Raw genomic sequence first — 18724 nt, forward strand, 5'->3', positions numbered from 1 at the left:
TATAACGACATAAAAATGACTTTATTAACAAGAAGCCATATTGTATTTGATTGTGAGCGCCAAAATCTCTTTGGTCATAAAATATAAAACCGAGTTAAGCATAGTCCGCGAATAGTATACGAACACATTAATTTTATATTTTGGGACAACTTAATAAACGCTATTGATCAAATAACTTTCAAAGTTTGATTTTTCTATTAACTACTACATTATTAATTTTAATAAAGCCCGCTATTTATTTCCGCTTATAAAAAATTTTTTGGTTGTCATATTTAAATTACATCCAACTATGTTCAGACCAATCGCACAAGAGAGTGATATAAGCACAACTCCATGTGGTAATTTAGTGCCTTATATTCGAATACCCAAAGTCACTGGATTCCAGTTTTCACGGGAATGACGGATTGTAAAGTCTACGGTTTTACTCGAAAAACATTCATGCGTTTACCCTGCAATTATGACTCTCTTTAATTCGGCTGTTGAGTACCATTTCAATTTTTTGAAATTTCATGTAGCTAAGAATTTGATTATCCCAGTTTACTCACTGCACTTTTGTCAAATTCTTTAACGTCTTTATCGCCTTCGAGCCTTACCTCTATTTTGTCACCCTTGTTGACCTTAACAAAGGTAGCTGCTGTTACTGTGTTCCAAAATGTGCCCTTTTTAATCACAACATTTACCTTTTCACCTTTTTGAAAGGTAACCTGTGGTTCAGGTGATTTTATTGCTGCTGATAGTATTGCACTTGGTTTGTGTGTCGCTTTTGTGACGGTTTCAGGTTGTTTTATTACCTCCTTAGTGACGCCTTTTGCTGCTTCTTTTTTTACTGCTGGTTTAGGAATTTCTAGTTTAGAGGCTTCTACCTTAGGGGATACCAATTTACTCACTGAACTTTTTTCAAACTCTTTATCTTCTTTATCACCTTTAAGCCTTACCACTACTATATCACCCTTAACCTTAACAAAGGTTGCAGACGTTACTGTATTTCCAAACATATTTTTTTTAGTCACCACATTAACTGTTTCACCTTTTCTAAAGGTAATCGCTGGCTCATGTTTATTTCCTGTTGTTGAAGGTGCAGCACTCACTTTAGGGATCGTTTTTTCGACGCTTTCTGGCTGTTTCGTTATCGGCATCTTGGAGACATCTTTTTCTACTTCAGTTTCAACTTCTTTTTTTACTGATGGTTTAGGGGCTTCGGCCTTAGGAACGGCTTGTTTATTCACTAAACTTTTTTCAAATTCTTTATCTTCTTTATCGCCTTTAAGCCTTACGACTATTTTGTCACCATTGACCTTAACAACGGTTGCAGACGTTACTGTATCCCCAAACATACTTTTTTTAGTCACCACATTAACTGTGTCACCTTTTCTAAAGGTAATCGCTGGCTCAAGTTTTTTTGCTGTTGTTGAAGATGTTGCACTCGCTTTCGGTGTCGCTTTTGCGCCGCTTTCTAGCTGTTTAGTTATCGGATTCTTGGGAACGTCACTTGCTGCATCTTTTTTCGCTGGGAGTCTAGATGCTTCAGCCTTAGGATCGGCCTGTTTTCTCACTATACTTTTGTCAAATTCTTTATCAAGGTTATCCCCTTTAAGCCTTACCACGACTTTATTGCCCTTATTCTTAACCACGGTGGCAGACGTTAATGTATCTCCAAGTATGTTTGTTTTAGTCACCACTGTGACTGCTTCACCTTTTCTAAAGGTAATCGCCGGCTCAAGCTTTTTTTCTTTATTAGGAGGTGTTGTACTCGCTTTAGGTGTCGATTTTTGGGCGCTTTCTGGTGGTTTTGGCATCACTGGCGGCTTGGTTGAAACCATCTCTAAATCAACCCATTTTTCTTTATCTACTCCACTTTTAACAGAACGTGATTTGACTGCTACAGATGCTTTACGAACAGCAGTTAAATCAAACTCTTTTACTTTTCCTGATGATGTGCAAATAAATGCTTTTTTATTTGCGGTATCAATATGGTCAATTGTCCCTCTAGCCACAACAGAAGCACCAGTAATTTTCGATCCTGTTAAACATAAAACCTCGACACTCTCACCGACTGCAAATAAAGCTTTTACATTTGACGTACCCCCTGCTTTTCTAAGTACTTTTACTTCTTCAGTAATCGCTTTAAAATCCATTTTTTTATCAGTTTTATGCTGCAGTAATATGTACTTAGCTTCCTGCTCACTCAAGCGTAAAGCCCCATTAGTCTCAGCGCTGACTTCTTTTTTCAGTTTATAAATGGCTTTTTTTGCTTGCCTTCTGGTCACTATACAAGTACCAAAAATGGTACACCCAATAAGAGAAGTCGCACCAACCGCTACTCCAGCAGGCAATCCATATTTTTCAACGACATCTAATACTAGGCTTTGCCTGTATCGATTGATTGCACTAATAAGAGTTGACTCAGTGACTCCTTTGTAAGCATTAAGCTCACCATCTACTGTTTCGAGTGATTGTTCACAGGTATTTTGCTCTGGCAAAAAGGGAGCAATATCTCTCCACAAATAAACTCTGTCCTCATGCATGATTTCTTGATTGCTATTAATCGCTAAACCAGTAGTGCTCCATTGAGGATATGATTGAACAAATATTTGGCTAATGTTATTAACTTCTATCACTTCCGTTGAATTTAAAAAATCTACCTGAAAACTACATTCACGTTCCGCAAAACTAGCTCTTGGTGCCTGCTCAATGCTTTTAAAGAGTGTATCTCTGCTGACATTTCGCCATGCATTTCTATCCCTCACACAGGCGCTATCTTCATAATTAAAGCCCCTAGACACGTCTTGCCATAAAACATGTTTTTCACCGTTAAACACAATATCATTGGGGGCTAACTCTACGGCGCTGCCATTTTGGAATGCTGTAGATAAATCGTCGGCATGAACAACATTTCCATAAATAATGGGTGTTTTTCGATTATCAACAAAGCAAATTCGGTCAAGTGCTTTAGGTGCATTAATTATCGCTTGACGCATTTGCTCAACACCGACTTTTTTTATTCCCCTGCTTTCAAGATGGCACTCTGACAAAAGTGGTTTGACATCACGCCAGTAACTGATGTGATTACCGCCTGCCGAGACCAAGGCGTCATCAGGAATATTTAGCCCTCGTGAATCGGTAATGTTACCAATATCTTCTACGGATATAGGGTGGTATTGAGCATCATTTAGCACAACAGGTGAGTCACAAGTCCTAAAGGCTCGCCTTAAAAAACGACGAGTTAAGGTTCTGCTGTTTATGCTTCCGGGATAACGTGAAGAGTCACTGCATATCCCTCGAGAGGCCGCACTGCTTTGTAACCGCCTTTCGAAAGTTACCCAAGGGATACTCACGAAACCATCTGTCACCATAGGAGGGTTAGCACTGCTTTCAACCAATGCCTGCCCAAGTACATCGATGGTAATATCATCAAGATGTAAAACGCCATTGCTAGCATCCATTGAAGCTGTTGTGCAGTTAGAAACAATATCGTTATAAGCTTGGTTATAGTCAGTGATAGTTAAAAATTCAGTATTGGGTTGCCCCTGATTATTACCCTCGCATCGAGCATGTGGGTTTTTCTCCCTCACTTTTTGATAAAACATGGACCAAGGTACAAGAATATTATTATTAGGAGTCCTTACCATCACATTCGAATTTGGGCTTAATGCTTGGTTGAATTCACTTGGTATGTCTGTGGTGTTAATTACGCTACCAAAAGGAAGGATAAGCGCTGAATTACAATCGTAGGCTTTTGCGTCCGGAGGCACGCATTGATTACTCACATTAACGGGTGTTGCGTGGAATTGCTTAAATGAAGTGCCTTGCCTAAATTTAACTCCATGGCCTCCACCGTTACAATTGACAAATACTGGGGTACAACCTTCCATATAAGACGGTATGCTATCAGTGGTACTACTAGCGCCGCGAATTTGAAGAATTTCAAATATTGGCACACAACCAGTTGACTTAATTTTAGCAGGCGCAAGCCCTACAATCCCTTGATTATTTACAGTATTTCTAACAGAGCATTCTTCGACCCCGCCCAAAGGTTTAATTGCCCCACGATTATCATCTCTACCTAATGGTACAAACCACTTTCGTCTATTTACTCCCCTCCCCATATCTACACAATTTTCAGCATCTCTGCTCACTCGAGGATGCTGCCGTGGTGGCTCATTCATTTTAGGGTTTTCATTCACCGATAGAATATTGCGCCCTCCCCCCATCCTTGATGGATTATGACTATTATCTGGTGGACCATCTCTAATATCTACTTGTTTAGGATTGGTTAACAAACCTTCTAATGTGTCATCGTTTATTGGCGCTTTATGGTTTGCTTTTAGTGGCGAATCATCGTGCTTTTCAATCAAAAGAGTGTTTTCGGGTTGTTTAATGTCGCTTTCATCGTCACTTACATAGCCTTCATCGTTTTCAACGGTTGGTGCTGATGCATAATCCAGTGCTGTGCCCGCTAATTTTGTACCGCCATAACCGGCTGTTGTACCAACAAAAAAATTCGTTATACATCGTAAGTAACTGTCTTTGGGTACATCTAACTTGTCTTGTACGCTATTTGACACGGCAACAGCGCCTTTACTCGCCAATATACCAGATGTACCTGTAATGGCACCGTGAACAAGGCCTTGTGGAGCGAGCGCCCCAGCAAATGTACCTTGAAGAGCTGTTTTTATACCGCTTGTTGTATATTTTCCTACTGTACTTTCTTTAACCTTATCAGGTAGGCAATCCACTGTCTTTTTTGCTATAAAATCGATAACTTCATCAGCTTTAGGCTTGATTGCAACTTGATAGGCTAATCCCACCGCCGCTCCAGCCGGACCTCCTGTAGCTAAACCAACACCAGCCGTTAAAGCCGTTTGAACAATAGTTTTTCCAGAAGGCATAGCATTATAAACCTGCCTTGCTAAGGTAGGGCTCTGCTTAGGTGCTATCGATGTTTCTGCACTCATTATGACTCGCTTCTGGGTAAATGACCGTTAGAATACAGTGCATTAAATACGAGCAATCATTTAAGGTAAAGCCCAAACGAGCATATTTAATAATACGCAATACCGAATGCCGATCACCAGAAAGTAAGCCATTGAAAAAAAAGAAGTTAGCATTAAACAGCAAAGATTACTGTTAGATTAAATTATATTTAACATAATAGGGAGTGTAGATCTTTGTGATTGTTTTAGAGGGGGTTAAATCAAAAAATAGCTGGGCAAGGAGCAAAAATTCAACCCTGAAAATCTGCTCACCATAAACTAGTTTTGTTAGGGTCTGTTGATCTTTCAGCTTTCAGGATTAAATTTTGTGCTATTTGAGCATTTATCTGTTCAACCTAAAAACATCAGTTGAACGCTGAGTATATGAGTAACTGTTTGAGCAATACGATGATTTTATTATTATGTTTTTCACCTAATGAGTGAAATGCTCTACGCTCACAAGCTTGCTAAAATGGCTGCTATCTGCGTTATAACTTTTGCAAGTAGAATAACTACTTGCTGCAAGCTACGCCTTAATATCAGCCATTTTTTCTACGCTTGAGAACGCAGTCAACTGATGTTTCTAGGGAGCGCCACGAAGCGCTTTATTCTGTTGCGGGATTTGTCTCAACGTATACGCAGCCAAGCGATTACATGGCCATAAACCAGAGACAGCAACGTTATTATTTATAATAAGTCCATCAGGTTGAAACGTACCTGACGGGATAATTACCAGTTCATCCCGAAATCTGACGGGCATGCATAATGGGTAACCGCTATGACATGAAGCCCTGTGACAAAGGCCTTGAATAAAGGTTGAGATGCAATGTAGGCCGCAGCATCAAGCGAATTCAGTTAAGCGTCGTAAATCAAAAAATGAAGATGGGGAGTCTTTCCTAGTTGACGAACCCTGACACAAACAGAGAAGCAACTGGTAAATGCATCTGTTTGATCTTCCGGCGTAATATGAAGTGGCATGTATTGAAGGAAATAAAGTGAACGTGGGAGAGCCTGAGTGTTGGAAGGTAGTGACTTGCACTATCCGAATATAAGGTAAACCGAAATTTCAGATAGGGCGCTCAGGCAGTCGGATGAGCCCATAGTACCGTTAACCGTGAAGACAACATAACTTCACATCAGGGAAGGGGCTCAGTGTTACACCCGTTTTTAACGTAACTTTTGAGGTGAAATTGCCATATGGCTAACACTCCAGTAAATATCAGAATATTACAGCGAAAACTTTACTTACGCTCAAAGCTTAACTCGGAGCTACGATTTTACAGCTTGTACGATAAACTCAGTCGCCTAGATATACTCGAAGAAGCCTATCGACGATGCAAAGCCAATAAAGGCGGAGCAGGAATTGATGGCATCACATTCAGTTATCTAGAGCAGCAAAAGAAAGTCGTTGCGCTGTTAAAAGAAATTCAAACTCAATTACAACAGAAAAACTATCGACCTAGCCCAGTCAAACGAGTAGAAATACTCAAAGACAACGGCAAAACGCGGAAACTTGGGATCCCGATAATCAGTGACAGAATTGTGCAAATGGCGATGACAATAGTGATGCAACCCGTCTACGAACCTCATTTACATGAACACAGTTATGGCTACCGTCCATGTCGAAGCGCCCAGCAAGCGGTAAAAGTCATTGAAATGAGCCTAACAAGGCTATCAGCACGTACTCGATGCTGACTTGAGCGCCTATTTCGATACCATCCCGCACGCTAAGTTGATGGCAAAAGTAGAAAGGCGAATAAGCGACAGCAGCTTTCTGAGTTTGCTGAAAAGCTTTATCAAAGCGCCCATCAGCATAGAGACGGTCAACGGGAAATGGCGAATAGAAGCAAGCCGATGTGGCACTCCGCAAGGCGGAGTTATCTCTCCACTACTGGCTAACATCTATCTCAACGATTTCTGTTTGAAAATACACGAAAAAACACCGTGTAAAATCGTTACCTATGCAGATGATTTTGTTGTACTTCATAAGCAAACCTACACACAAGAGCAACTGGACTGGATAGCACAGCAATTAAGTGATGAAGGTCTGAAGCTAAATCAAAGTAAAACCCACTGTGTGGATATGGGAAAGCTGATGAATGAGTTTGATTTCCTCGGTTTTAACTTTCAACGGATCACAGGCCTCATCAAAGGCACCAGTTACATTAAGATACAGGCGTCTAAGGGATCTAGCGATTTAGAAAGTACCAATCTTTGTCATACCAGCGAAAGCTGGTATCCAGTGACTTTTTATAGGAAAAAGCAAAGGCACTAGACTCCAGCCTGCGCTGGAGTGACAAGAACTCATCGGTATACTTTCTTCCGCAACTTTCCTAAGAAGAGCCAAACAAAGCTGAAAAATAAACTCAGAGACATAGTGAAGCATCGAACCTCAAATACACTTGGCGTACAGATAAATAAAGTTAATCAAGTTCTGAGGGGATGGAAACACTATTTTGGTGGGATAGGATATCCCAGAGGAGTATTTTTCAGAATAAATGGATTTGTAGTAAACCGATTCTATCGATGGCATCGTCGCTTAAGTCAACGTCGAAGCAAGTATCTATCACGAGGTGCTTACGAAAAATTACGCCAAGCTGGTCTTGAGTATTTACCCACGACAAGATGATAAGCAAAGTGAAGGGGCTGAGAGAAGTGTAACAACAGAGCCGTGTGAGGGAAAACCTCATGCACGGAATCGAAGAGGGGCTGCTGGATAAGCGATAGCGAAGCCAGTAGCCTACTCTACTTCAAGGTGTGAGCAGTGATGCTTAGCCATCTAAGTGAGCTGGTCACAACACAGAACAGTGAATGCTCAAAAGCATCGAAAAAAGAGAGAGCGTAAATTGGTCGCTCTTTCTAAATAAAAGGTGCTGCGTTATCGTTTTCTTATTTGGAAACGAAGTAACGACAGTTTTGTATGTCGATAATAACCAAACCTCACAAACTCTGTCTTGCATAAAATAACCAATTTATCTCTGCAAAAACAATCACGAAAGATCAACAGACCCTAGTATTTTTAAGCAACAAGTTCTCGTTGAGGCCATGCGTTTAATACTGCTTTTACCAGTGATGCTAATGGTATAGCAAAAAACACTCCCCAAACACCCCATAGCCCTCCAAAAACCAGTACAGCAGCGATAATAATCACAGGATGTAAATCTACCGCGTCAGAAAACAAGAGTGGAACCAACAAATTACCATCAAGAGCCTGTATAACCCCATACCCAAGCATCAAATAACCAAATTCAGGGCTAATTCCCCACTGAAAAAAAGCAACTAGCATGATAGGAAGTGTCACTAATGTTGCTCCTAAGAAAGGAATCAACACTGATAAACCAGTTAAGACTCCAAGCAATGCAGCATATTGCAAATCCATCAATACAAAGAAGATATAAGTTGCTATTCCCACCACAAACAACTCAATCACTTTACCGCGAATATAATTAAATATTTGTTGATTCATTTCTGCCCACACTTTGCCCGCAAGCTGTCTATTACTAGGGAAAAACCGCTTACTTCCACTGAGTAAAGTAGCTTTATCTTTCAAAAAGAAAAACACCATCAGCGGGACTAAAATTGAGTAAACCATTAACGCAAGAACAGACGCAGAATAGCCTATTAACTGCTTAACGAAATCTAAAAGGTGTTCAGTGTTGGCCAGTGCTTTTAATTCACCAATAAGTTCATTAATCTGATCTGTGCTTATATATTCTGGATATTTTACAGCCAAGTCATTTGTGAACATTAACCCCTTATCAAGCATATTGGGTAATTCCGTAACCAAAGCCCCGCCTTGACGCCAAACACTAGGTACAATCCCTAACACTATCATCAGCATCAGCCCTACAAACATAAATAAAACAACAGAAGCACCTGTGGGGCGGTTAATGCCAATACGTTCCATTTGAGTGACAGGCCAATCGAGTAGAAAAGCTAAAACTAACGCCACTATCAGTGGAGCAAGAATTCCTGCTGCAAAATAGAGAACGAAAAACACACCAAGTAAAATAAGTAAAAGAGTTACGGCCTGTGGATCACTAAATCTTTCTTTATACCAACTGGATAATAGGGTTATCATGAATTTTCACTTTTGCATTAAGTTAATTTTTGTCATTTGAGCTTATTGAATTTTAGTCACAAACAAATTCAAATGACCATGTAAATTTGTTGATTCTTCGACCAAATGGCCTTTTTGTTTCAAATATTTGGGAACATCTTGCTTAGAACTGCGGTCTGATAATATAAGATGAAGTCGTTCACCGTTTGATATTTTTTTCAACGCGAGTTTAGTTTTCACCAAAGGTAGTGGACAACGAAAGTTACTTAAATCAATAAAAAGCATAATGATCTTGCTCTAACATTAGTATGACTATTATCCTAAGTTGTTGCAAAAACCACAAGCTGAACCAGAACCAATCTCTATCAATTAATGATAAATAACAAGTTGCGAGCATAAATTGACTATTAAAAGCACATTCTCATTATCCAAAGTATGTTTAGCCAGCGCGACAAGCATAGCTTTGCTCGTTAGCTCGGCAACAAGTTTTGCGAAAACTGAATTACCAGACTTAGGCACAGCTGCTGTAAACACTTTCAGTCTTGAAAAAGAAACCAAATATGGTGATGCGTATATGCGAGCAATTCGCTCTTCAGCTCCCATTCTTTCAGATCCAGTATTAAACCAATATTTAACAGAACTTGGTAATAAACTCGTCGCACATTCATCAGGCGTTAAAACACCATTTTATTTCTTCTTGATTCAGAACGATGAAATCAACGCATTTGCATTTTTTGGGGGGCATGTTGGTATCCACTCGGGACTGTTTCTCAATGCTGATAATGAAAGTGAACTCGCATCGGTTATTGGGCATGAAATTACTCATGTTACTCAACGTCATTTAGCTCGCTCTATAGAAGCTTCAGAAAAAGCTGGACCAGCTGCGCTTGTGGGAATGCTGGGTGCAATTTTACTTACTGTTGCAGCTCCTCAAGCAGGCATAGCGGCTTTAGCAACAACACAAGCGTTGGCCACACAGGCTAAAATAAATTACACCAGAAGCCATGAGAAGGAAGCCGACCGGATAGGAATGCAAGTTCTCGTCGATTCAGGGTTCGATCCTAATGCGGCAGCAACTTTTTTTAACAAATTATCAGCAAGATATCGTTTTACTAGCAAACCACCTCAAATGTTACTGACACACCCGTTGCCAGAGTCAAGGATCTCAGAAGCAAGAAATAGAGCGGCTCAATATCCACATCGTTACACGCCGGATAATCTAGATTTTCAACTCGCAAAAGCCCGTATACAAGTTAGGTTTTCAAACTACAACGAACAAGCTGCCCTTTCACTATTTCAAAAACAATTAAAAAATAACAAAACCAACTTCAATGAGGCTTTGCAATACGGGAAGGCTTTAGCACTGTTTCGATTAGAAAGGTTTGAGGAATCATCCGAGATTATTAATGAACTTTTAGCGAATGACAACAGCAACCTGTTCTATATCGACACTAAGACTGATTTATTACTTGAATCTGAAAAGTATGATGAAGCAATCAATTTATTATCAGAGCAGTATGAACTAAAGCCTACTTCTCAAGTAATCAATATTAACTTAGCAAATACTTATATAGAAGCAGGTATGGCTGAAAAAGCAATCCCTTTACTTCAAGAAAGCATTTTCCTTGATAAAGATAATGTTTTGCCTTATCAGCTGTTATTTACGGCCTATCAAAAGGTTGGCAATTCTTCTTTAGAGCACTATACAAAAGCCGAAATTCTGGCATTAAACGCTGATTATAAAGGGGCGATTGATCAATTAAATTATGCTCATCAAAAAAATGGCGATAATCCTCTGCAACTTGCAAGAATCGAAGCAAGAATTAGGCAATTTAAACAAGACGATAGAGAGCTAGAAAAACTGAAGTAGTTTATCTAATTTGTTATCATCACACACTTGCCTATATTAAAAGACAATTACAGGTTAATAAATGACTAAAGTAACCATTTTTCATAATCCTAGATGCTCGAAAAGCCGTGAAACTCTCGCCCTTTTAAATGCAGAGAATTGCGAAATTACAGTGATAGAGTACCTTTCAAATACACCTACGATAGAAACGCTAACTGAGATATTAGAAAAACTTGCTATAAAGCCACGTAACTTAATGCGTATTAAAGAGTCAGAATATAAAGAGTTAGGGTTAAACAATGAGTCATTAACTGATATTGAGCTTATTAATGCGATGATTTCTTCCCCTAAATTGATAGAACGCCCCATTGTATTAGCAAATGGAAAAGCAGCTATAGGCCGCCCGCCTGAAAATGTTTTAAATATTTTGTAACGGAGCAAGTATGAAAACACAAACTCTGTTTCAATTGTGTCGCATAGGATACATGGCTTTAGTTCTACTGCTTTCTGGGTATTTTATTCGTTTAGGATTGAATGGGAATTATAGCTTAGTTTTCAGTTTACTATGGGTAATCCCTTTGCTTTTACCACTCAAAGGCATCATAACAGGCAATCCTTATACTTACGCATGGGGTAGTTTCATTCTTTGTTTATATCTACTTCACGGCTTAACACTTGTGTATGTAGCAGATGGTGCCTTTTACTTTGCAATTGTTGAGTCTTTGCTAATTGGTGCACTTCTTATCGGGTTTCCATACTATGCCCGTTACCGCGGCAGAGAATTAGGTTTAGGAATTAAAAAGAAGAAAAAATAGTGAAAATGCCATTTTCTTAACAAATGGCATTCTCTTAACAAATCCGATTATCACAGGTATATCAAGTACATATCACTTACAACTAACTCAATTAATCCTGAGGCTGTTTATTGTTTATGTAAAAAATCATTATAAGCAGGGTTTTGTGTTGCTTCTTGCCATTCATAATTTAAGTATTTAAGATGCTTAAAAAAGTCTAATTCTTGCTCAACCGTTACTTCGAATCCTGCTAATACTTGGCCAAATGCGGCACCATGGTTCCGATAATGAAATAAGGTAATATTCCAACGCTGGCCCAAAGTTTCCAAAAATGCATCTAATGCTCCGGGATACTCTGGAAACTGAAATTGAAAAATACGTTCTGTTTTTGTCTCAGGTGGTTGCCCACCAATCATGTAGCGAACATGCAGTTTTGCCAATTCATTCTCGGTAAAGTCTTTCACTTGGTAGTTCACTTCGGTAAGTTTCTTTTGTAATGTAAGCCTTTCTTGCACACCTCCAGTAATGCGGACACCAACAAAGACTTTTGCGGCACTGTCGCCAGAATAACGATAGTTAAACTCAGTAATCCCTCTTCCAGAAAGTGCTTTACTAAACTGCCTAAAAGATCCCTTTTGTTCAGGGATAGTCACTGAAAATACAGCTTCTTTATTTTCACCGAGTTCACATCGCTCAGAAATATAACGTAGATTATGAAAATTCATATTCGCGCCTGACAAAACAGCGACCAACGACTGACCGCCGATGCTAGTTTGACAATATTTATTGAGACCAGCGAGTGACAAAGCGCCTGCGGGTTCAGCAATGACACGCGTATGTTCAAAAATATCTTTGATCGATGTACAAATTTCGTCGCTATTAACTGTTATTACTTCATCACAATAATGTTTTATTAGATTGAAAGTATGATCACCTATCCGTTTGACAGCAACACCATCAGCAAAAAGACCGACATTATTTAAATCTATCGGATGACCTTGTTCTAATGCTGCTAATAAGCAAGCGGAGTCTTCGGCTTCTACACCAATTACTTTAATATCAGGCCGCAATTGTTTTAAGTAAACTGACATTCCCGCGAGTAAGCCACCACCACCAACTGGAATAAAAACAGCATCAATATTTGACTGCTGTTGCAGAATTTCTTTCGCAACAGTACCTTGCCCTGCAATAACGTCAGGGTCGTCAAATGGGTGTATAATGAGCTTTTGCTCTTGCTGTGAAATGGTTAGGGATTCATGTTGTGCTTCATTAAAACTTTTGCCCACTAAACGAACATCAGCTCCTAAGCGACGAACATTGTTCACTTTAATGTCTGGCGTGGTAATAGGCATAACAATCGTCACATTTATGCCAAGCTTTTTGGACGCTAGCGCTAAACCTTGTGCATGGTTGCCAGCGCTTGCGGCAATGACGCCATTAGGAAGTTGCGATTTATTCAATTTCGATAATTTATTGTATGCACCGCGCAATTTAAATGAGTGGACAGGCTGTTGATCTTCTCGCTTTAAAAATATCTGATTATTGTGTCCTGCCGATAATTGATCTAACCGTGTTAAATCTGTCACTTTGGCAATATCGTAAACAGGAGCCAAAAGAATACGCCGCATGTAATCCAACGCCAGTTCACTCGTTAATACAGCCGATTGATTTGCTTGAGATTGACAACTGGCGTTAGTATCAAGCATCGCTCTCTCCCACTTCTATACCATCAAGCACCGCACGATCACGCACGGCACCTTTGTCTGCGCTAGTGGCTAACATGGCGTAGTTTTTTAAAGCATAACTAATTGGGCGAAGACGGTTTTGAGGCTTCCATGGTTGAGCTTTTGACATCATCGCAGCTTTTCTTGCATTAAGTTCATCATCATCAATTTCTAGTAGAATACTTCGATTAGGGATATCAATCGCAATCTTGTCTCCATTTTCGACCAATGCGATCACGCCTCCACTTGCCGCTTCTGGAGATACATGACCAATTGATAACCCTGATGTTCCGCCTGAAAATCGACCGTCTGTGATCAAGGCGCATTTCTTTCCAAGCCCCATTGATTTTAAGTAAGTGGTTGGATACAGCATTTCTTGCATACCCGGACCACCTTTCGGGCCTTCATAACGAATAACCACAACATCTCCAGCTATAACTTGACCTGATAAAATACCCTTAACTGCATCATCTTGGCATTCGAATACGAGAGCAGGACCTTCAAAGATTAGACTATCTGAATCAACACCAGCCGTTTTAACAATGCAACCATCAGTAGCAAGATTGCCTGACAATACTGCCAACCCACCATCAAGTGAAAATGCATTATCAATGTTACGAATACAGCCTTGTTCTCTATCATCATCTAGAGTATCAAATCGACATGTTTGGCTGAATGCTTCAGTGGTGCGAACACCGGCAGGTCCAGCTCGATAGAAAGATTTAATTTGATCATCGGCGGTGCGGGTGATATCAAATTGCTCTAACACATCAGCCATTGTGATCCCTAATACATTGATGGTATCTGTATGTAACAATTTAGCCCGTTCTAATTCACCCAAGATGGCAATCACACCACCCGCACGGTGAACATCTTCCATATGATATTTTGGTGTTGACGGAGCAACTTTACATAAATGAGGCACAATGCGAGACAGCCGATCAATATCAGCCATAGTAAAATCAATATCCGCTTCTTGAGCCGCCGCAAGTAAATGAAGCACAGTATTTGTAGATCCGCCCATTGCTATATCAACACACATGGCATTTTCAAATGCTGCTTTATTGGCAATGTTCCGCGGTAATGCTTGTTCATTGCCATCTTGGTAATATCGTTTGGCTAAGCTAACAATTTTATTTCCTGCTTGTAAAAAAAGCTGCTTGCGATCACCATGAGTTGCTAACATAGAACCGTTGCCGGGTAAGGCTAAACCTAGTGCTTCTGCAAGACAGTTCATCGAGTTTGCGGTAAACATACCTGAGCAAGAGCCACAAGTTGGACAAGCTGAACGCTCTACTTTGTCACTTTGTTCATCAGAAACTGAAGGATCGGCACCTTGGATCATCGCGTCAACCAAATCAAGTTTAATTATTTGATCTGACAGCTTGGTTTTACCAGCCTCCATCGGTCCACCAGAAACAAAAATAACAGGAATGTTCAAACGCATCGCTGCCATCATCATACCGGGTGTAATTTTATCGCAATTTGAAATGCACACCATTGCATCGGCACAATGTGCGTTGACCATATACTCAACAGAATCAGCTATGAGATCTCGTGAGGGTAGACTGTAGAGCATGCCACTATGCCCCATTGCGATGCCGTCATCGACCGCGATTGTGTTGAATTCTTTGGCAACTCCCCCTGCTTCCTCAACAGCACCTGCTACTAACTGCCCAATATCTTTTAAGTGCACATGACCGGGAACAAACTGAGTGAAGGAATTCACCACAGCAATAATGGGTTTACCAAAATCATTATCCGTCATTCCAGTTGCACGCCACAAAGCTCGCGCACCAGCCATATTTCTGCCTTGAGTTGAAGTTGCGGATCTAAGTTTTGGCATGGTTATTCCCTAAAATTTTTTCATTAATGAAATACTATTTAACGGGCTCAAGCCAATTATGTTTGTCTTCTGTTGAGCCATCAAAAATACCAAAAAATGCTTTTTGTAATGCTTCAGTAACAGCTCCACGTTTGCTATCACCTACAGGCAAGCCATCTACAGATCTCACTGGTACAATTTCTGTCGCTGTGCCAGTCATAAAAAACTCATCGGCTAAGTACAAAGATTCTCTAGAAATTGGTTCTTCACGAACTAAATAACCGAGATCTTTAGCTAATGTGATCACCGCATCTCGGGTCAAGCCTGGCAAAATTGAAGAAGTGCTTTGTGGAGTGTAAATTACACCTCTTCGAACCAAAAATAGGTTTTGGCCAGCCCCTTCGCTCACCATATTGTTAACATCAAGCGCAATTCCTTCTGCATAGCCGTGTCGCCCAGCTTCCATTGAAATAAGCTGTGACGAAAGGTAGTTCCCTCCAGCTTTAGCTGAGGTTGGCATGGTATTCGGAGCCAAGCGATTCCAACTTGAGACACCAACATCAACGCCACTTTCGACTGCATCAGCCCCCAAATAGGCACCCCATGCAAATGCCGCCACCATAAGTTCTGCTTGCGTGTTTTCTGGTGGACGCAGTCCCATTCCAATATCACCCAAAAAAGCTAACGGACGTAAATATGCTGAACTCAAATCATTTTTAGTAACGGCGTCTTTACAGGCTTGTATCACCTCTTTATGACTAAAAGGAATGTCCATGCGATAAACTTTGGCAGAATCAAAAAGCCGATCTACATGCTCTTTTAGTCTAAAAATACAGGTTCCTTTGTGAGTTTCATAAGCCCTAATGCCTTCAAAAACTGACGAACCATAATGTAAAGCGTGACTCATCACATGAACAGTGGCATTTTGCCAAGGAATTAACTTGCCATTAAACCAAATAAAACCTGAAACTACTTTAGCCATCTTTTTCCCTTACTCATTGTTGTAATTTTATGCTCGGCACTGTTGCTCGATAGCCTGTTGAATACTGATTTGGTTCACATCAAATAATTTGTTTAATTGAAGACGCAAACGTTCAATAGGTTGTAGAGATTCAACCGTCATTTCAATTTCAAATAATTGACTTTCAACATCTGGAAGCATGTTAATTTCGGTGACTTCAAAACCACGATAACGCGTGACTTGTAGTAGTCTTTCTAACACCGTTGGCTGTTGAGAAGCCAAAATCTGTAATGTATATTGTTGCATTCTCAAACTCCTGTTTTATGCCTAATTTATGCTTTGCTTGCGCCTTCTAACATATGCTCATTAGCGGTTTCAGGCGGAACCAAAGGCCACACGTTTTCATTTTCATCTATTTTAATTTGTAATAAATATGATCCTTGATGACTCAACATTTGATCAATCGCTTCTGAGACATCTGACTTTTTGGATATCATTCTCGCCTTTATATCGAATGCTTCAGCTAGCATAGGGAAATCAGGGTTATCAGATAAGTCTGTCTCGCTTAACCGACCATCAAAAAACAATTCTTGCCATTGGCGAACCATGCCTAATTTACTGTTATCAATCAGTACGATTTTTATTGGCAATTGGTAGCGTTTTATTGTGGTTAGCTCTTGAATATTCATCATAATTGAACCATCACCCGATACATTGATAACCATATCTTGTGGACGGCTGATTTGAGCGCCGATAGCGGCTGGTAAGCCAAAACCCATTGTTCCAAGACCACCACTTGTCAAAAAATTCTCAGGCCGAGTGAAAGTCATGTGTTGAGCCGCCCACATTTGATGTTGCCCAACGTCTGTTGTAACAATGGTCGAAGCAGACATCTTTTTGCTGATCTCATTTAATACTGCTGGAGCGTATAAGGAATCACCTGAACAATTGTAATTCCAAGCAAATTTTCGCTTCATATCACGACAGTGATTACGCCATCCATTAATGTTTAATTGCACGGCTAAAGCCGGTAAACAAACTTTAAAGTCGCACATAATCGCGACATCAACAGCGCGTCGTTTACCTATTTCTGCACAATCAATATCCAAATGAATGACCTTGGCATTACGGGCAAATCTAGCAAGTTTTCCAGTTACTCGATCATCAAATCTTGCTCCGACTGCGATCAATAAATCACATTCCTGAACAGCCAGATTTGCAGCCTTGGTGCCATGCATACCTAGCATACCTAGGTAGCAATCATCGCTATTATCAATTACACCTAAACCTTTTAAGGTAGTCACACTAGGGAGATGAGTTGTTGCAATAAAATCACGTAACTCGGTAACGGCTCCGGCCATTCCGACACCGCCACCAACATATAAAATGGGCTTTTTGGAATGATTCAATAAAGCTAAAGCTAAATCAATTTGAGTAGTATTTAGGCTCTGTTGTGGCTGTAACTCCGACAACACATTGCACATTTTTGTTACTTGCTTTAATTGAATGTCTTTTGGGATATCAATAAGAACTGGGCCTTGTCTGCCACTTTGAGCAATTGAAAATGCTTGCTCGAGTGTATTGACTAAATCATTTACGTCTTTAACTTGAAATGAATGTTTTGTACAGGCAAAAGATAATCCTATCATGTCAATTTCTTGAAAAGCGTCAGAGCCCATAGCTGTAGTTGGAACTTGCCCTGTAATTGCGATAACGGGAATGGAGTCGGCCATAGCGTCTGCAAGCGCTGTAATTAAATTCGTTGCTCCTGGGCCCGACGTCGCCATACAAACGCCCACTTTTCCTGACGCTCTTGCATAACCAATGGCTGAAAACGCAGCCCCTTGCTCATGACGACATAAAAAATGGTTAACATCATAACTATAAAGTGCATCATAAATTGGCATGATTGCCCCACCAGGATAGCCAAAAACATTTTGGACGCCGTGTCTTTTCAACACTTCAAACAATTGCTCTGCGCCAGTTAATGATTTTTCGTTAGCCATTTTTATCGTCCTAAAAACTAAAAAACCCCCGAACCTTTCGGTGCGGGGGTTGTTATTTGTTTATTCTAAAATTCTTAGTGCAACAAATTTCCCCGCGGTGCACTGAGCACCACGACTAAGAGAATAATTGTTACTAAGGTAAGAATTTGCATAATCATTTTATTAAACTTATCTTCTCTGTTTCATTTTTATAGGCTTAATTTAATTAGTACCATAAGCGTCATTCTAAATACAAGTGTTTTTTTAATTAATTGTAAATTTTATAATACAAATAAAAAATAATTATTTCCGAGTTTAGTCACCCCAGCTATTGACAAGGTAAACGTGAATAAACCCGTTAGTCTAAGAGTAAAATGGTAATAAATAATGTCAAATAAAAAATTGTTACTTAGGTTTAAGTTGCCTAAGAAATTACACTTATATTATTTTTTTACAATACGAATAGAAGTGTAAACATATTTCGCCACCCATTTTTTTGGTCTAACATAGGATCAAGAAGCCTCCAGCAATCAGATGATTTATGCATTTCATT

Annotated in this window: 14 protein-coding genes; 6 read left to right on the forward strand and 8 right to left on the reverse strand. The window is 39.9% G+C overall.

What is annotated here, in order from left to right; all coding sequences use genetic code 11:
• Nucleotides 1-527: 527 nt before the first annotated feature.
• Nucleotides 528-4955 (reverse strand): hypothetical protein, encoded by a 4428-nt coding sequence (locus E2I05_RS11240; RefSeq protein WP_121854113.1) that lies wholly within the window; start codon nucleotides 4953-4955, stop codon nucleotides 528-530.
• A gap of 1215 nt (nucleotides 4956-6170) precedes the next feature.
• Here E2I05_RS11240 and E2I05_RS11245 point away from each other — a divergent pair.
• From E2I05_RS11245 to E2I05_RS11255, 3 genes are read left to right on the forward strand one after another with little or no spacing between them, the layout of a single operon-like run.
• On the forward strand, nucleotides 6171-6668 hold the full coding sequence (locus E2I05_RS11245) for a reverse transcriptase family protein (protein WP_133309641.1): 498 nt from the start codon (nucleotides 6171-6173) through the stop codon (nucleotides 6666-6668).
• 1 nt (nucleotide 6669) lies between these two features.
• Nucleotides 6670-7248 (forward strand): reverse transcriptase domain-containing protein, encoded by a 579-nt coding sequence (locus E2I05_RS11250; protein WP_133309642.1) that lies wholly within the window; start codon nucleotides 6670-6672, stop codon nucleotides 7246-7248.
• Between the two features lie 18 nt (nucleotides 7249-7266).
• On the forward strand, nucleotides 7267-7602 hold the full coding sequence (locus tag E2I05_RS11255) for a group II intron maturase-specific domain-containing protein (RefSeq protein ID WP_133309643.1): 336 nt from the start codon (nucleotides 7267-7269) through the stop codon (nucleotides 7600-7602).
• A gap of 390 nt (nucleotides 7603-7992) precedes the next feature.
• On the opposite strand, the gene E2I05_RS11260 is transcribed toward E2I05_RS11255, so the two are convergent.
• Entirely contained in the window at nucleotides 7993-9054 is a 1062-nt protein-coding gene (locus E2I05_RS11260) for an AI-2E family transporter (RefSeq protein ID WP_121854692.1), read from the reverse strand.
• Between the two features lie 42 nt (nucleotides 9055-9096).
• Nucleotides 9097-9318: a sulfurtransferase TusA family protein gene (locus E2I05_RS11265; RefSeq protein ID WP_121854693.1), complete on the reverse strand. Its 222-nt coding sequence runs from the start codon at nucleotides 9316-9318 to the stop codon at nucleotides 9097-9099.
• A 121-nt stretch (nucleotides 9319-9439) separates the two neighbouring features.
• Here E2I05_RS11265 and bepA point away from each other — a divergent pair, with 121 nt between their 5' ends.
• The 3 genes from bepA to E2I05_RS11280 all read left to right on the forward strand — a co-directional run bounded on the left by bepA (nucleotide 9440) and on the right by E2I05_RS11280 (nucleotide 11697).
• Complete coding sequence (bepA, locus tag E2I05_RS11270) at nucleotides 9440-10903, forward strand: beta-barrel assembly-enhancing protease (protein ID WP_376707909.1); 1464 nt, start codon at nucleotides 9440-9442, stop codon at nucleotides 10901-10903.
• A gap of 61 nt (nucleotides 10904-10964) precedes the next feature.
• Nucleotides 10965-11315, forward strand: coding sequence for an arsenate reductase (glutaredoxin) (gene arsC, locus E2I05_RS11275; protein ID WP_121854695.1), 351 nt, complete (start codon nucleotides 10965-10967; stop codon nucleotides 11313-11315).
• A 10-nt stretch (nucleotides 11316-11325) separates the two neighbouring features.
• Nucleotides 11326-11697, forward strand: a complete 372-nt coding sequence (locus tag E2I05_RS11280) for a DUF2069 domain-containing protein (protein WP_121854696.1) — start codon at nucleotides 11326-11328, stop codon at nucleotides 11695-11697.
• 107 nt (nucleotides 11698-11804) lie between these two features.
• On the opposite strand, the gene ilvA is transcribed toward E2I05_RS11280, so the two are convergent.
• The 5 genes from ilvA to ilvG are packed head-to-tail and all read right to left on the reverse strand — an operon-like array spanning nucleotide 11805 to nucleotide 18192.
• A complete protein-coding gene (gene ilvA / locus E2I05_RS11285) occupies nucleotides 11805-13382 on the reverse strand; it encodes a threonine ammonia-lyase, biosynthetic (RefSeq protein ID WP_121854697.1) in 1578 nt (525 codons plus the stop codon).
• Nucleotides 13375-15246, reverse strand: a complete 1872-nt coding sequence (ilvD, locus tag E2I05_RS11290) for a dihydroxy-acid dehydratase (RefSeq protein WP_121854698.1) — start codon at nucleotides 15244-15246, stop codon at nucleotides 13375-13377. Before ilvD ends, ilvA begins: the two co-directional genes overlap by 8 nt.
• Before the next feature lie 34 nt (nucleotides 15247-15280).
• The gene (locus E2I05_RS11295) at nucleotides 15281-16207 is read right to left on the reverse strand and encodes a branched-chain amino acid transaminase (RefSeq protein WP_121854699.1); all 927 of its coding nucleotides are present in this window, start codon (nucleotides 16205-16207) and stop codon (nucleotides 15281-15283) included.
• Nucleotides 16208-16234: 27 nt separating this feature from the next.
• Nucleotides 16235-16492: an acetolactate synthase 2 small subunit gene (gene ilvM / locus E2I05_RS11300; RefSeq protein WP_121854700.1), complete on the reverse strand. Its 258-nt coding sequence runs from the start codon at nucleotides 16490-16492 to the stop codon at nucleotides 16235-16237.
• 26 nt (nucleotides 16493-16518) lie between these two features.
• A complete protein-coding gene (gene ilvG, locus E2I05_RS11305) occupies nucleotides 16519-18192 on the reverse strand; it encodes an acetolactate synthase 2 catalytic subunit (RefSeq protein ID WP_121854701.1) in 1674 nt (557 codons plus the stop codon).
• Nucleotides 18193-18724 lie beyond the last annotated feature (532 nt).

This window comes from Parashewanella spongiae, from assembly GCF_004358345.1.
Lineage (GTDB): Bacteria > Pseudomonadota > Gammaproteobacteria > Enterobacterales > Shewanellaceae > Parashewanella > Parashewanella spongiae.

What these genes read in the sequence shown, in the direction of transcription:
- E2I05_RS11240 (WP_121854113.1), bottom strand. Translation starts at nt 4,955, where the DNA reads ATGAGTGCAGAAACATCGATAGCACCTAAGCAGAGCCCTACCTTAGCA.
- E2I05_RS11245 (WP_133309641.1), top strand. Translation starts at nt 6,171, where the DNA reads ATGGCTAACACTCCAGTAAATATCAGAATATTACAGCGAAAACTTTAC.
- E2I05_RS11260 (WP_121854692.1), bottom strand. Translation starts at nt 9,054, where the DNA reads ATGATAACCCTATTATCCAGTTGGTATAAAGAAAGATTTAGTGATCCA.
- E2I05_RS11265 (WP_121854693.1), bottom strand. Translation starts at nt 9,318, where the DNA reads ATGCTTTTTATTGATTTAAGTAACTTTCGTTGTCCACTACCTTTGGTG.
- arsC (WP_121854695.1), top strand. Translation starts at nt 10,965, where the DNA reads ATGACTAAAGTAACCATTTTTCATAATCCTAGATGCTCGAAAAGCCGT.
- E2I05_RS11280 (WP_121854696.1), top strand. Translation starts at nt 11,326, where the DNA reads ATGAAAACACAAACTCTGTTTCAATTGTGTCGCATAGGATACATGGCT.
- ilvA (WP_121854697.1), bottom strand. Translation starts at nt 13,382, where the DNA reads ATGCTTGATACTAACGCCAGTTGTCAATCTCAAGCAAATCAATCGGCT.
- ilvD (WP_121854698.1), bottom strand. Translation starts at nt 15,246, where the DNA reads ATGCCAAAACTTAGATCCGCAACTTCAACTCAAGGCAGAAATATGGCT.
- E2I05_RS11295 (WP_121854699.1), bottom strand. Translation starts at nt 16,207, where the DNA reads ATGGCTAAAGTAGTTTCAGGTTTTATTTGGTTTAATGGCAAGTTAATT.
- ilvM (WP_121854700.1), bottom strand. Translation starts at nt 16,492, where the DNA reads ATGCAACAATATACATTACAGATTTTGGCTTCTCAACAGCCAACGGTG.
- ilvG (WP_121854701.1), bottom strand. Translation starts at nt 18,192, where the DNA reads ATGGCTAACGAAAAATCATTAACTGGCGCAGAGCAATTGTTTGAAGTG.